Annotated in this window: 10 protein-coding genes; 7 read left to right on the top strand and 3 right to left on the bottom strand. The window is 59.2% G+C overall.

The window, feature by feature from the left end; all coding sequences use genetic code 11:
• Positions 1-2 precede the first annotated feature (2 nt).
• Both hflD and purB read left to right on the top strand, forming a co-directional pair.
• The gene (hflD, locus tag ACFOSS_RS09275; protein ID WP_377152052.1) at positions 3-623 is read left to right on the top strand and encodes a high frequency lysogenization protein HflD; all 621 of its coding nucleotides are present in this window, start codon (positions 3-5) and stop codon (positions 621-623) included.
• 24 nt (positions 624-647) lie between these two features.
• The gene (gene purB, locus ACFOSS_RS09270) at positions 648-2,018 is read left to right on the top strand and encodes an adenylosuccinate lyase (RefSeq protein ID WP_377152051.1); all 1,371 of its coding nucleotides are present in this window, start codon (positions 648-650) and stop codon (positions 2,016-2,018) included.
• A gap of 106 nt (positions 2,019-2,124) precedes the next feature.
• On the opposite strand, the gene ACFOSS_RS09265 is transcribed toward purB, so the two are convergent.
• Positions 2,125-2,577, bottom strand: coding sequence for a GNAT family N-acetyltransferase (locus ACFOSS_RS09265; protein ID WP_377152050.1), 453 nt, complete (start codon positions 2,575-2,577; stop codon positions 2,125-2,127).
• A 95-nt stretch (positions 2,578-2,672) separates the two neighbouring features.
• A complete protein-coding gene (pdxH, locus tag ACFOSS_RS09260; protein WP_377152049.1) occupies positions 2,673-3,308 on the bottom strand; it encodes a pyridoxamine 5'-phosphate oxidase in 636 nt (211 codons plus the stop codon).
• A 433-nt stretch (positions 3,309-3,741) separates the two neighbouring features.
• On the opposite strand from pdxH, the gene pulA reads away from it, so the two are divergent.
• The 4 genes from pulA to ACFOSS_RS09240 all read left to right on the top strand — a co-directional run bounded on the left by pulA (position 3,742) and on the right by ACFOSS_RS09240 (position 11,967).
• Positions 3,742-7,899: a pullulanase-type alpha-1,6-glucosidase gene (gene pulA / locus ACFOSS_RS09255; protein ID WP_377152048.1), complete on the top strand. Its 4,158-nt coding sequence runs from the start codon at positions 3,742-3,744 to the stop codon at positions 7,897-7,899.
• A gap of 141 nt (positions 7,900-8,040) precedes the next feature.
• Complete coding sequence (locus ACFOSS_RS09250; RefSeq protein WP_377152047.1) at positions 8,041-8,481, top strand: methyltransferase family protein; 441 nt, start codon at positions 8,041-8,043, stop codon at positions 8,479-8,481.
• A gap of 342 nt (positions 8,482-8,823) precedes the next feature.
• Positions 8,824-10,260: an MFS transporter gene (locus ACFOSS_RS09245; protein ID WP_377152046.1), complete on the top strand. Its 1,437-nt coding sequence runs from the start codon at positions 8,824-8,826 to the stop codon at positions 10,258-10,260.
• A 111-nt stretch (positions 10,261-10,371) separates the two neighbouring features.
• On the top strand, positions 10,372-11,967 hold the full coding sequence (locus tag ACFOSS_RS09240) for an ABC-F family ATPase (RefSeq protein WP_377152045.1): 1,596 nt from the start codon (positions 10,372-10,374) through the stop codon (positions 11,965-11,967).
• A gap of 390 nt (positions 11,968-12,357) precedes the next feature.
• On the opposite strand, the gene ACFOSS_RS09235 is transcribed toward ACFOSS_RS09240, so the two are convergent.
• The gene (locus ACFOSS_RS09235; RefSeq protein ID WP_377152044.1) at positions 12,358-13,359 is read right to left on the bottom strand and encodes an integron integrase; all 1,002 of its coding nucleotides are present in this window, start codon (positions 13,357-13,359) and stop codon (positions 12,358-12,360) included.
• A gap of 228 nt (positions 13,360-13,587) precedes the next feature.
• Between ACFOSS_RS09235 and ACFOSS_RS09230 the strand changes: the two genes are divergently transcribed.
• Positions 13,588-13,866 carry a hypothetical protein gene (locus ACFOSS_RS09230; protein ID WP_377152043.1) on the top strand — a complete coding sequence of 93 codons (279 nt, stop codon included), beginning with the start codon at positions 13,588-13,590 and terminating at the stop codon, positions 13,864-13,866.
• Positions 13,867-14,426: the final 560 nt, after the last annotated feature.

The following is a 14,426-nucleotide window of genomic DNA, read 5'->3' as shown; positions in this document are numbered from 1 at the left end:
AGATGAGCGAGAAACAACAGATTCGGACCATGGCCTTCGCGGCCATCTGCCAGGCTGCGCACCTGGTACAGCAAACGGCTCGTAGCGGCCAGTGTGATGACGATCAACTGCGCGAAACGCTGAACGGCATCCTGGTCACCGATCCGAAGACCCCTGAGGAGGTCTTCCCCCCCGCCATGCTACGTGAAGGCTACCGTGCCATCGTCGAGCAGTTGGGGAACAGCAGCAATCCCAAAAATGCCGAACTGACCCGTTATGTGGTCAGTCTGGTCGCGCTGGAGCGCAAGCTGGCAGGACGCCGCGACGTGCTCAACATGCTGGGTGAGCGTATTACCCAGGTCAAGCGTCAGCTGCACCACTTTGACTTGCTGGATGAACCGGTCCTTGCCAACCTGGCCAGCATCTACAGCGAACACATCAGCCCGATTGGGCCTCGCATCCAGGTCGCAGGCACGCCGCTTTACCTGCAGCAACCGCTGGTACAGCACAAGGTGCGCGCCCTGCTGCTGGCCGGTATCCGCGCCACTGTGCTGTGGCGTCAGGTCGGTGGCCGTCGCCGGCATATCCTGTTCAGCCGACGCAAGATGGTCGAAGCGGCACGCAACACCTTGAATCACCTTTAACCCCCACTTCAGGAGCTTAATTTCATGGACTTGTCAGCACTGACAGCGGTATCCCCCCTTGATGGCCGCTATGGCGACAAATGCACGGCACTGCGGCCGATCTTCTCCGAGTTCGGTCTGCTGCGTTTCCGTGTCGAAGTCGAGGTCCGCTGGTTACAACAGTTAGCCAGCCACCCGGGGATCCCGGAAGTCCCGGCCTTCTCCGCCGACGCCAACGCCGTGCTGGACGCCATTGTCAGCGGATTTTGCGAGGCCGATGCTGCCCGCATCAAAGCCATCGAGCGCACCACCAACCACGACGTCAAGGCGGTCGAATATTTCCTGAAGGAAAAGGTGGCGGATCACGCCGAGCTCAACGCCGTCAGCGAGTTCATCCACTTTGCCTGTACCTCTGAGGACATCAACAACAACTCCCATGGCCTGATGCTGATCACGGCACGGGAAGAGGTGGTGCTGCCCTACTGCCAAAAATTGGTCGACGAAGTAAAACGTTTGGCTCACGAGTATCGTGACATCCCGCTGCTGTCGCGCACCCATGGTCAGCCAGCCTCCCCGACCACCCTCGGCAAGGAGATGGCCAACGTCGCCTACCGTCTGGAGCGTCAACTCAAGCAGATCGCCAGCGTCGAAATCCTCGGCAAGATCAACGGTGCCGTCGGCAACTACAACGCCCATATCAGCGCCTATCCGGAAGTGGACTGGCACGCCTTCTCCGAGCAATTCGTGACCAGCCTCGGCCTGACCTGGAACCCGTACACCACCCAGATCGAACCGCACGACTACATTGCCGAACTGTTTGATGCCATCGCCCGCTTCAACACCATCCTGATCGACTTCGATCGCGATGTCTGGGGCTACATCTGCCTGGGGCATTTCAAGCAACGCACCGTGGCTGGCGAGATTGGCTCCTCAACCATGCCGCACAAGGTCAACCCGATCGATTTTGAAAACTCCGAAGGCAATCTGGGTCTGGCCAATGCGCTGTTTGACCACCTCGCCGCCAAGCTGCCGATCAGCCGCTGGCAGCGCGACCTGACCGACAGCACTGTGCTGCGTAACCTGGGCGTCGCCATCGGCTATTCGCTGATTGCCTACCAGGCCACGCTGAAGGGGATCTCCAAGCTGGAGGCCAATGTCGCCAACATGGCCAAGGATCTGGACAGCAACTGGGAAGTGCTGGCCGAACCGATCCAGACCGTGATGCGCCGCTACGGCATCGAAAAACCGTATGAGAAGCTCAAGGAGTTGACCCGAGGCCGCCGCGTCGATGCCGATGGCATGCGTGAATTCATCGATACGCTGGCGCTGCCGGACAATGTTAAGGATGAGTTGAAGAAACTGACTCCGGCCAACTACATCGGCCGCGCCGTGACGCTGGTCGACGAGCTGAAGTAAGCCGTCAGCACAGAACCCAACGGGGAGGCTCAGGCCTCCCCGTTGTCATTCCCGGCGGCGCGGCAGATGGCCCCCGGGCCACAGCGCAAATGGCAGTGAGCGACCGCTAAGCGAGACGATTGTCCGCATCGCGGTAGATCTCCTCATGGAAGATCTCCAGCATGCGCTCGGGGTATTTCAGCTCGCCGAAGCCCAGCTTGCGGTAGAGATCATGCGCATCCAGTGTCGACAACAGTATGCGCCGCAGCCCCTGCAGATCCGGATGCGCCAGCACGCAGCTCATCAGCCAGAGACCCAATCCCTGGCCCTGAAACTCGGCCAGCACAAACACATCGCTGACATAGGCAAAGGTGGCGCTGTCGGTAATGATGCGCGCCAGACCAATCTGCCGCTCGCCCTGATACAGGCCAAAGCAGAGTGAATTCTCCATCGCCCGCACCAGCAGATCGGCGGGAATGTCCCGAGCCCAATAACACTGGCGCAGAAAACCGTGGATTACCGCAGGCTGCAGCAGGGCAGGATCCGTGCTCACCCGGTACTCATAGCGTTGCCATTCCATAGTCCAGACTCCACAGACAGATTGATGACTCAAGTCTAGACCCGTCACAGGCTAACGCCCAACCGGATTGGCGTCATGCCGGCCCGCTGCACACCTCAGGGGGCCAGACGATCGATGTGCCAGTGTTCACCGCTGCGGCTGTAGAGGAATCGATCATGCAGGCGATGCTCGCCTCCTTGCCAGAACTCGATGCTGTCGAAGTTGACGCGGTAGCCGCCCCAGAAACTCGGCAGCGGGACTTCACCGTTGGCAAACTTCTGCTTGAGCTCCATGAATTTGGCCTCCAGCAATCCGCGCGCCGAAATGCGCGTCGACTGCTGGCTGACCCAGGCGGCAATCTGGCTATCTTTCGGCCGCGAATGGAAATATTTGACCACCTCCAACGGCGACAATGCCTCGGCCACACCGGTGACATGCACCTGACGGTCGAGGTTATGCCACGGGAACAGCAGGCTGACATGCTGATTCGCTGCTATGTGCTGTGCCTTGCGGCTACCGAGATTGGTATAGAACACAAAGCCCTTGGCATCATAGTGCTTGAGCAGCACGATGCGCTGGAATGGCCGTCCTTCCGGACTGACGGTGGCCACACTCATTGCCGTCGGATCCGGCAACTTGGCCTCACAGGCCTGAGCCAGCCACTTTTCAAACAACAGCAGTGGATCGACCGGCAAATCATCACGGTGCAGACCACCTCGGGTATATTCACGGCGCAGATGCGCAACATCCATCGCAAACTATCCTTCTTGCTACAGCCTCAATAGCTGCATTTTGCGCCCTCCACCCCGCCAGCACAAGGCAACCCGTACCGGTCGTCATCGCTTGCCGGTTTTATCAACAACCAGCCCCGGCCACCCACAGTGTAAGCCGGCGTCATAGCGACGTTAATTTTGGTTAACTTACGTAATCAAATTACACATTTTTTGAAATCGTTTTCAGTTTTGGCGATTTGACCGCGATCCCATTCAGCTGCTACCGGTTCGCACCACAACCAATTACAGCCGTTTTTTTGCTTGTAGATCACAAATCTAACTGTTTTCGCTCCGTATAGTGCGCCGCCAGACGGGATTAATGACACACCTGTCAATTGTAAATCGACGTTAAGAACGAGTCAGATTTTGTTGTTATTAAATTAGAAATGACTCTTATCAGAAGGACGAAGGAATGGAGTTCAAATTCAAGATACTCGCCAGAATGCTGATGCCGACCCTGGTCGCCATGGCCATGGCCGCCTGCGGCAGCGACGACAGCTCGACCACCACCACCGACGACCCCGTGGCCTCGCTGCCCAGCGTCAGCACCCCGACCGAAGCCGTGACCGCGGGCGACAATCAACTGGTGATCAACGTCGTCGACACCTCCCAACTGGCCAGCAGCGCCTCCAGCAAGAGCAGCAAGAGCGTCAGCAGCGATAGCCGCTACGCCGCCTGGAACCTCTACCTGTGGAACGACAGCAGCTGCTCGGCGCTGGATGCGAGCGGGACCACGCCGGTGGTCGGCTCCTGGAGCGACACCAGCAACATCCCCACCGGTGAAGACAGCTATGGCCCCTACTGGTCTCTGCCGCTGAGCAACACCACAGGGTGTATCAACTTCATCCTGCGCAATGGTAGCGACAAACTGATCGACGCCGACATGAAGGTCGATCTCTCCACCTTCACCGATCGCACCGTCTCCGTCGTCGTCGGCAAGTCCACCGTCTACGACACCCGCGCCGAAGCATTCTATGCCGCATTCGGGGTTGCCCAGGCCACCGCCCATCTGGTCGCTGGCGATACCCTGTTGTGGCCGGATGGTGCGGATCAGGACATTGTCCGCCTCTACTACTCCACCAGCGGTGGCATTGGCCCGGACGAGACGGATGGCACCTTCAAGGACAGCTATGTCAATCTGACCGCCACCACGCTGAGTGACGAGCTGAAGGCCAAATACCCGCACCTGGCCGGTTACGCCGCGTTCAAGGTGCCGAGCACGGTCGATATCAAGACACTGCTCAAGGGGGAACTGGTGGCCATCGCGACCAACTCCAGTGGCATCGTACAGGCCGCGACCCAGGTACAAACCGCCGGGGCCCTCGATGATGAATATGCCAGTGCAGCCAAGGCACTGGATTACGGCGCCATCGTCGCGGACGATGCCGTGACCTTCCGCCTGTGGGCGCCGACCGCCCAGAACGTGCAACTGGTTATCTACAACGATGACAAGAGTGTGGCCGCGACCCAGCAGATGACCTTCGACAGCGACTCCGGCGCCTGGAGCTATGCCGGCAGCAGCGACCTGAAGGGCAAATACTATCGCTATGCGTTGCAGGTCTATCACCCGGTCAACCGCACGGTAAACAGCTACGAAGTCACGGATCCCTATTCGCTGAGCCTGTCGCAGAACTCCGAGTACAGCCAGGTCATCGATCTGGACGACGCCAGCCTCAAACCGGATGGCTGGGATGCGTTGACTGCACCCCATGCCCAGGCCACCAAGAGCGATCTGGCGAAGATGGTGATTACCGAATCTCATGTCCGGGATCTCTCCGCCTGGGATACCACTGTCACCCACCAGGGCAAATACCTGGCGCTGACGGAAACCGGCAGCAATGTCGTCAAGCACCTCAAGGAGCTGGCCAGCGATGGCGTGACCCACATCGAGTTGATGCCGGTATTCGATATCGCCTCCGTCGACGAAGACAGCAGCAAGGTGGTCAACCTGACCGATGCCTTCAGCAAGCTGTGCAGCGCCAACAGCGCCGTGGCGGCGGACAGCCATTTCGCCAGCTACTGCGACGGCAACGAGACCATCGCCTCGGTATTGACCACATTGCAGGCCAGTGACAACAGCAGCACACCGTTGGTGCAATCGCTGTACGGATACCTGCGTGACTACGACTCCTTCAACTGGGGTTATGATCCTTTCCACTACACCACACCGGAAGGCTCATACGCCTCCAACCCGGATGACACTAGCCGTATCCTCGAATTCCGCAAGATGATTCAATCCATCAAGCAGAATATCGGCATGAACGTCATCATGGACGTAGTCTACAACCACACCAATGCGGCCGGCCCGACCGCCACCAGCTCGGTGCTGGACAAGATCGTGCCCTGGTATTACCAGCGCCTGAACGAGACCACGGGCAGCGTCGAGAGCGCTACCTGTTGCTCCGACAGCGCACCGGAACACACCATGTTCGCCAAACTGATGGTTGACTCCCTCAAGACCTGGACCGACGCCTACAAGATCGATGCCTTCCGCTTCGATCTGATGGGCTATATCCCCAAGGCGGTGATGGTCGATGCGCTGGCTGAAGTGAAGAAGATCGACGCCAACATGTACTTCCTCGGCGAAGGTTGGGATGCCGGCCAGAGTGATCGCTTCACCATGGCCAGCCAGTTGAACCTCGGTGGCGAGGGCATTGGTACCTTCTCCGATCGTCTGCGCGATGCGGTACGCGGTGGTGGTCCTTTCGACTCAGGAGATAGCATCCGCAACAATCAGGGCTTCGGCAACGGTGCCTACGTGGCGCCGAACGAGAAGGATGCCATCACGCTGGATTCAGCGTTACACCAGTCCGATCTGACCATGCTCGGCATGGCCGGCAACCTCTCCGCCTTTGTATTGCAAACCAAGGATGATATCCCGCAAGCCGGTGCCGACATCCTGTATGGCACGGCAGCGGCCGGTTATGCCACCGACCCGATCGAAGTGCAAAACTACGTCTCCAAGCACGACAACCAGACCATCTGGGACATCATCAACTACAAGGCGGCCAAGGATGTCGACCTGGCAACCCGGGTGAAGATGCAGGCCATCTCCGAAGCCACAGTGCTGCTCGGTCAGGGCATCGCCTTTGATCAGCAAGGCTCGGATCTGCTGCGTTCCAAGTCGTACGAGCGTGACTCCTATAACTCCGGCGACTGGTACAACAAGGTCGACTACAGCTATCAGGACAACAACTACGACAAGGGGATGCCGCGCCAGGACAAGGATGGTGACAACTACAGCCTGATTGAGGAGGTGAAGTCCTATGGCGCCAACGTCGGCAGCACGGAAATTGCCCAGATGCGCAGCTTCTACAAGGAACTGCTGCAGTTGCGTCAGGCATCACCGCTGATGACATTGGGCGCAGGCAGCGAGGTCATCAACCGTGTCGACTTCCGCAACACCGGCTCGGAACAGACCCCGGGGCTGATCGTCATGACGATCGACAACGGCACTGGCCAGGCGAGCGATCTCGACAGCAGCAGCGATGGCCTGGTGATCATCGTCAATGCCACCGCCGACAGCCAGAGCACGGGAACCTTCACCGATGGCAGCGGCAATGCCCTGACCCTGAGCGGGTTTGAGCTAAGCAGCGTGCAAACCGCCCTCGGTAGCGCATCCCTTGGTTATGGCGCCAGCTTCGCCGATGGCAAGTTCACCGTGCCGGCCTGGTCGGTTGCCGTGTTCAGCAAGGTGCGCAGCGGTGATCGTAGTGTCGGTCTGCCGGTGTCCAAGAAGCAGGATATGAGTACAGTGGCGCCGTTTGGTGACACCGCCCTCTACCTGAAGGGGTTGTATGGTTCGCACTGGACCGCAGAAGATGCTATGGCCTTTACCTCCAACTATCAGTACGAGTTCGATGTCACTGTGACGGCCGCGGATCTGACCAGCGCAGGTGTCACTGAGCTGTTCCCGTACGGCGTCAAGGTCGCCACCACCGACTGGAGCACCTACAACTTCGGCAAGTGCAGTGACGATGACACCGCCTTGGCGGTGGGGACAGCGGTGACCCTGTGCAACAGTGCCAGCGACAATGTGACCTTCAGTGCCACGGCGGCAGGGACCTACCACTTCACACTGACGGCGAAGGACAAAACCAACCCGACGCTGAAAGTCACTTACAGTGAGCCGGCCGCCGCCTGCGAGCTGCTGGCTGACTCCAGTGAAACACCGACCCTGGGCGCGGAGACGCTGCTGGCATTGCGCGGCAATCACTCCAGCTGGAACTGGGATGCCCAGTATCAGTTGACCTACAAGGGCAGCGGCATCTACGAAGCCAAGATCTCGGGTGTGGATCTGACCGGGGGCTTCAAGATCGCCGCCAATACCACGGCCTGGGATCCGCAGTTCATCGCCACCGCAGACGATGCCCTGGTGACCGACATGCAACCGGATGTGGTCTACGATGCCTTCGCCCGCTTTGCCAGCGCCGGTAGCGATCCGGGTAACAACACCATGACGCTGGGTGACGGCAACTGGCTGTTCCGACTGAAGCTTGACACCAGTGCCGAGATGAGTGGCTCCGGCGTCAAGGGCACCATCGATGTCTGCGCATTGCCGAGTGACTGATTAACCAGATGTGCTGATGCGACGGGGCCGCGAGGCCCCGTTTTTTTGACCCCGGCGACGGATGTTCCACGCCACGCTGGACGGCGGCTCGCGCTCTGCCGACACTGCAGCCACCCCGAGCACGGTGAAGTCAGGTGCTGCATGTTACCTCCCCCCCTATTGTTCGTTGCCGCCGCTGCGACCATGCTAGCGTTGCCCGGTGTGCCACTGTGGCCGTTGTGGCCCCCGTCAGCCAGCCAGCTCCTGGCCGCCGTGCCTGCCGGACTCGGCCTGCTGCTAGCGGTCTCGGCCGTGCTCGCACTGCGCCAGGCACAGACCCAGATCGATCCGCGTCACCCCGAACGCAGCCGGGTGCTGGTCACTCACGGCATCTATCGGCTGAGCCGCAACCCCATGTACCTGTCGTTGCTGCTGACCTTGCTGGCATTGAGCATCTGGCGACAGAGCCCGAGCACCCTGCTGCCGCTGCTGGCCTTTGTGCTGGCCATCCGCGTGCAGATCCGGCGTGAAGAGCAGGCCCTGGCACGGTTATTCGGCATCCACTTTACTCGCTACTGCCAACGGACCCGACGCTGGATTTAGGTGCTGGCTTGCCGCTGCCGGGCACGCCCGCACTATGCTGGTAATCCATCAATTCAATTTGTGCGAGTTACCGCTGGCTTGCCGCTGCGAGACAAACTCACACTAAGCGGCCATCAATTCAATTTGCGCGAGTTACCGATAGCTTGCCGCTGCCGGGCACGCCCGCACTATGCGGTAATCCACTCAATTCAATTTGTGCAAGTTACCGATGGCTTGCCGCTGCCGGGCACGCCCGCACTATGCGGTAATCCATCAATTCAATTTGTGCGAGTTACCGCTGGCTTGCCGCTGCCGGGCAAACCCGCTAGGGTGAAGATCAGTCTGCCGATTCGGACCAGGTTTATGCCGCGCGCTGTTTTTCACCGTCTTTTCAATTGGTTTCATCACGCTTCCGCGGCGCCGCACGTCGCAGAGGGCAGTGACGGTCTGCCACTGGCCCTGCGCTGGGGCGCCATCTTCACCATTGCGCTGGGCATTACTATGGCAGTGCTCGATGGCGTAGTGGTGAATGTCGCCCTGCCGACGCTGGCCCGCGAGCTGCACACCTCCGCCGCCAGCTCAATCATCATCGTCAACGCCTACCAACTGGTGATCACCATGGCGCTGCTGTCACTGTCTTCGCTGGGTGACATCCTCGGTTACCGGCGCATCTACCTGGCCGGCCTGCTGCTGTTCGTCGTCATGTCGCTGGGTTGTGCCACCGCAGACTCGCTGACCGGCCTGACGCTGGCGCGCATGCTGCAAGGGCTGGGCGCCGCCGCGCTGATGAGCGTCAACACCGCGCTGATCCGCCTGATCTACCCGACCAGCAAGCTGGGACGTGGCATGGCCATCAACTCGCTGGTCGTGGCCGGCGCCGCGGCCGCCGGACCAACGGTTTCCGCCGCCATCCTGTCCGTGGCCTCCTGGCGCTGGCTGTTTGCCATCAATATCCCGTTTGGGTTACTGGCCCTCTATCTGGGCTGGCGCTACCTGCCGCGCAGTGAAGGCGTTGCCGCCCAGCGTTTCGACAAGCTCAGCAGCCTGCTCAATGCGCTGACCTTTGGCCTGTTCTTCGTCACCCTCAGTGCCGTGGCCCACCAGCAGCCGCTGCACTGGATCCTGCCCGGCCTGCTGGCCACCCTGGGCATCGGCGTGATCTTTGTCCGCCGCCAGTTGCGCCAGCCCTACCCGCTGCTACCGGTGGATCTGCTGCGCATCCCGCTGTTCAGCCTGTCGATCACCACCTCGGTGGCCTCCTTCTGCGCCCAGATGCTGGCCATGGTGTCGCTGCCCTTCTTTCTACAACAGCAGCTGGGGCTCAGCGCCGTCGAGACCGGTCTGCTGCTGACCCCCTGGCCGATCGCCACCATGTTGCTGGCACCGGTCGCCGGCCGCCTGCTGGAGCGCGGCACCCATGCCGGCCTGCTTGGGGCCATCGGCATGGCGCTGTTTGCCTGCGGACTGCTGTGGCTGGCCTGGCTGCCAGCCACGACATCGCACCTGCTGTTGTGTCTGCCGATGCTGCTGTGCGGCGCCGGTTTCGGCCTGTTCCAGTCGCCGAACAACCACACCATCATCAGCGCAGCACCGCGCCACCGCAGTGGCGGAGCCAGCGGCATGCTCGGCACCGCGCGACTGGTGGGCCAGACCACGGGGGCGGCACTGGTGGCGCTGGCCTTCAACCTGTTTGCACCGCACGGCACCCATGCCTGTCTGCTGGCAGCCGGCATCCTGGCGGCGCTGGCGGCCATCATCAGCCTGTTACGGGTTGGCACAGTGCGTCCCCAGGCGCAATAACACCTCGCCGCTGGCCGGCATCTCGCCGACCAGCCAGCGTGAACGGGAGAGGAGATGTGATCAAACGCATGGTATACTGCGCGGCAAATATGGCAGACAGGACCCATTCCCGTGCTCAGTACCAACAACATCACGATGCAGTTCGGCAGCAAGCCGCTGTTTGAGAACATCTCCGTCAAATTCGGTGAAGGCAACCGTTACGGCCTGATCGGCGCCAACGGCTGCGGCAAGTCCACCTTCATGAAGATCCTCGGTGGCGATCTCGAGCCCACCGCCGGCAACGTCGCCCTCGATCCGAACGAGCGCATCGGTAAGCTGAAGCAGGATCAGTTCGCCTACGAAGACAACCGCGTACTCGACGTCGTCATGATGGGCCACACCGAGCTGTGGGCCGCGATTCAGGAGCGTGATGCCATTTACGCCAACCTCGAGGCGACCGACGAAGATTACATGCGCGCCGCCGAGCTGGAAGGCAAGGTCGCCGAGTATGATGGCTACACAGCCGAAGCCCGCGCCGGCGAGCTGCTGCTGGGTGTCGGCATTCCGGTGGAACAACATAACGGCCCGATGAGCGAAGTGGCCCCCGGCTGGAAGCTGCGGGTCTTGCTGGCCCAGGCGCTGTTCTCCAATCCGGATATCCTGCTGCTGGACGAACCGACCAACAACCTCGACATCCACACCATCAGCTGGCTTGAGCAGATGCTCAATAGCCGCAACAGCACCATGATCATCATCTCGCACGACCGTCACTTCCTGAACATGGTCTGCACCCACATGGCTGACCTCGACTACGGCGAGTTGCGCGTCTACCCGGGTAACTACGACGATTACATGACCGCGGCCACCCAGGCCCGCGAGCGCCTGATCGCCGACAACGCCAAGAAGAAGGCCCAGATCGCCGATCTGCAATCCTTCGTCAGCCGCTTCAGCGCCAACGCCTCCAAGTCACGCCAGGCCACCTCACGCTTGAAGCAGATCGACAAGATCAAGATCGAAGAGGTGAAGGCCTCCAGCCGGCAGAACCCTTTCATCCGCTTCGAGCAAGACAAGAAGCTCTACCGCAACATCCTCGAGATCGAAAACCTGGCCAAGGGTTACGATGCCGGCCCGCTGTTCCAGGGCTTCCGCATGATGATGGAAGTGGGCGAGAAGGTCGCGGTGATCGGCACCAACGGCGTCGGTAAATCCACCTTCATCAAGACCCTGGTGGGCGAACTGGCGCCGGATGCTGGCGAGATCAAGTGGTCGGAAAATGCCAAGATTGGCTATTACGCCCAGGACCATGCCGCAGAATTCGACTGCGATCTGACGGTATTTGACTGGATGGCACAGTGGAAGCAGGAAGGCGACGACGAGCAGGCGGTGCGCAGCATCCTCGGCCGTCTGCTGTTTAGCCAGGACGACATCAAGAAGAACGTGCGCGTGCTCTCCGGTGGCGAAAAGGGCCGCATGCTGTTTGGCAAGCTGATGCTGGAAAAGCCGAACATCCTGATCATGGATGAACCGACCAACCACCTGGATATGGAATCCATCGAGTCATTGAACATGGCGCTGGAGATGTACCAGGGCACCCTGGTGTTCGTCTCCCACGACCGGGAATTCGTCAGCTCGCTGGCCACCCGCGTGCTGGAGATCACCCCGCAGAAGGTCATCGACTTCGGCGGCAACTATGAAGACTACCTGCGCAGTCAGGGGCTTGAGGGCTAACTATCAGCCCCCACAGCTTACCTACCTAAACGGGCACTGCGGTGCCCGTTGTTATTGGCTCCGGCGCTAACCCGCCAGACCTGACAAGACGCCGACCGCCCTTCCCCAGCGCGACTGTCCGCCGGCGAGAGCCGGACGAATGCCATAACCCAAGCCCACCGCAATCGCCTGGCGGCATTAGTGCCAGCGGCAACCTGTGCAAGGCGGCCAAATTCGAGTGCCAGCTCAAGTTTTGCGATTAAATCCATTCGAGGCCCTTTGGCTTTATGAGACCCCGCGGTAGCATATTTCGGTTAATCTGCAAGGCGTCTGTTAAGGATGGCAGACATCAGATCAGGGAGCGATCGGCAAGGTGGCAGCCGCAAGCCAGTGCGGTAGCCATGCCAGCGCTCAGGTCTGGTCATCGGGCTGCACTGCGCGCCAAAGATCCGACAGCGGACTGCGCACCCCATTGGCCCCTTGCTGCAACACATGGGTGTAGATCTGCGTGGTTCGTACATCGCTATGCCCCAGCTGTTCTTGCACGGTGCGAATATCGGCGCCGCGCGCCAGCAGATGGGTGGCAAAACTGTGGCGTAACGTATGACACGAGACCGGCTTGCCCAGTTGTAGCTGCCGCGCTGCCTGACGGATCGCCTTTTGCACCACACTGGCATCCAGATGATGGCGGCGTAACACACCGTTTGCCGGATCCCGGCTTAATTGCCGCGCCGGAAACAGGTAGTGCCAGCCCAGCTCCTGCGGGGCGGCCGGGTACTTGCGTGCCAGTGCGTCAGGCAACCAGACACCGGCGTAGTCGCTACGCTGCAGATCGGCCTGATAGTAGTAACGAACTTGCGCAATCTGTTGCTGCAAGGCGGGTAACAGCTCGGAGGCCAGCGTTACGCGTCTGTGCTTGCCACCCTTGCCGTTCCAGATCATCAACGACAGATAATGGCGGTCGATGTCCTGTACCCGCAACCGCATCGCCTCCATCACCCGCAGCCCGCTGCCATACATCAGTTGCGCCGGCAGCAGCAGGTGGACCGGCAAGTGTGATAGCAATGCCTGCACCTCGGCAGGTGTCAGCACAGTGGGTAGTTTTGCGGCTTTTTGGCTGTGCCGAAACGCCAGTTGCAACGTAAACGGTCGGTTCAGTACCTGCTTATACAGGAACACCAGCGCATTCAATGCCTGAGCCTGAGTCTTGACCGCCACCTGTCGCTGCTCGGCGAGAAACGTGAGGAAGGCGCTGACCTCGGCCTCGCCCAATGTCGCGGGATGAACCAGGTGATGGAAACGGATGTAAAAACGGATCCAGTACAGGTAGGCTTCAATGGTGCTCATCGCGTAACGCGAAGTCAGCATCTGTTCGTAGATGGCCGCCAGAAATGGCGATGTGGGTTTACGCATGGCGTTCCACCGATAACTGTATTTAAATACAGTGTAAATTCGATCGGGACCCTTTGCTCGATAAGTGGCAAATTTGCCACCTATCCACACACGATAAAAAAGTGGCGCAATTTTTGATGCCACATCAGACGGTTACGCGGAGCTGTGCTCCACCCCACGGAAGACTAAGCGGCCAGTACCCCGTGGATATAACGCAAAGCGCCGGTTAAGAAATTGTTAGGCAATTACATGCATTATCATCTCATGCAATTAATGAACACTTACGGATTGGATATAGTTTCTCCGTTTGAATACGAAAATAATAACACCGTGTACACATTCAAATGTTTGATTCGAGGTTATGGCGAAAAAGCAGGGATGGTTATAGATCCTGATTGGAAAAAACTAGATAGTTTAAAACAAGCTCTTTCAGATGATGGCTTTGGTTATTCATGCATGGATATAGAAGGCAGTATAGATATTCCAAGCTTTTCTGACGTCTTGGCCGATTGGTGCAAAAGCGCCTAACCAATAGTTTAAGTCGTTCGCTTCGCTCACTGGGACGCGCATAAAGCCGCGCGCCCCATAACTAAAATGTTGTGCGGTGTTCAAGCAATACAGGTTGTAGTGGCAAGAGCGGTTTAGATAGCTGGAAATTTTGAATCCTGCTGGCCTTCGAGCTCGGTCGTTGAGGTTGGGTGAAACATCCAAACCAATTCGTTGTCAGCGGCATCTTGGTGACCCATTGAAGTTCAGTTTGAATAGCAACATTGGCGCTGTTTTCTTCTGTGGTGTTAGCGGTCCAAGTTAAACATCAGTATCAGCGCCCTGCTCTTCTTTGTTCCAAGAAAATCCGCTAACCATGCCAGCTTCAGCGGCGATTCTTTGTGTTATCAGGTTCGCTTGGCTCGGGTAAATCAGCGTTCTATTCTTCGTGACGCTGCTCAGGCCAGTCTGTTTCAGCGGCTTAATTTCGTTGTTGCCCAAGCGGCTGTCATAGCCAGCTTCGTTGCAGCTCACAACAAATAGTTTAAGTCGTTCGCTTCGCTCACTGGGACGCGCATAAAGCCGCGCGCCCCATAACTAAA

Source organism: Pseudaeromonas sharmana (assembly GCF_042649925.1).
Classification (GTDB): Bacteria; Pseudomonadota; Gammaproteobacteria; order Enterobacterales; family Aeromonadaceae; genus Pseudaeromonas; species Pseudaeromonas sharmana.
Note: the sequence above shows the minus strand (reverse complement) of the source record. Positions and strands in the feature narration are given on the sequence as shown.

What these genes read in the sequence shown, in the direction of transcription:
- ACFOSS_RS09265 (WP_377152050.1), bottom strand. Translation starts at nt 2,577, where the DNA reads ATGGAATGGCAACGCTATGAGTACCGGGTGAGCACGGATCCTGCCCTG.
- pulA (WP_377152048.1), top strand. Translation starts at nt 3,742, where the DNA reads ATGGAGTTCAAATTCAAGATACTCGCCAGAATGCTGATGCCGACCCTG.
- pdxH (WP_377152049.1), bottom strand. Translation starts at nt 3,308, where the DNA reads ATGGATGTTGCGCATCTGCGCCGTGAATATACCCGAGGTGGTCTGCAC.
- ACFOSS_RS09230 (WP_377152043.1), top strand. Translation starts at nt 13,588, where the DNA reads ATGCATTATCATCTCATGCAATTAATGAACACTTACGGATTGGATATA.
- hflD (WP_377152052.1), top strand. Translation starts at nt 3, where the DNA reads ATGAGCGAGAAACAACAGATTCGGACCATGGCCTTCGCGGCCATCTGC.
- ACFOSS_RS09250 (WP_377152047.1), top strand. Translation starts at nt 8,041, where the DNA reads ATGTTACCTCCCCCCCTATTGTTCGTTGCCGCCGCTGCGACCATGCTA.
- ACFOSS_RS09245 (WP_377152046.1), top strand. Translation starts at nt 8,824, where the DNA reads ATGCCGCGCGCTGTTTTTCACCGTCTTTTCAATTGGTTTCATCACGCT.
- purB (WP_377152051.1), top strand. Translation starts at nt 648, where the DNA reads ATGGACTTGTCAGCACTGACAGCGGTATCCCCCCTTGATGGCCGCTAT.
- ACFOSS_RS09235 (WP_377152044.1), bottom strand. Translation starts at nt 13,359, where the DNA reads ATGCGTAAACCCACATCGCCATTTCTGGCGGCCATCTACGAACAGATG.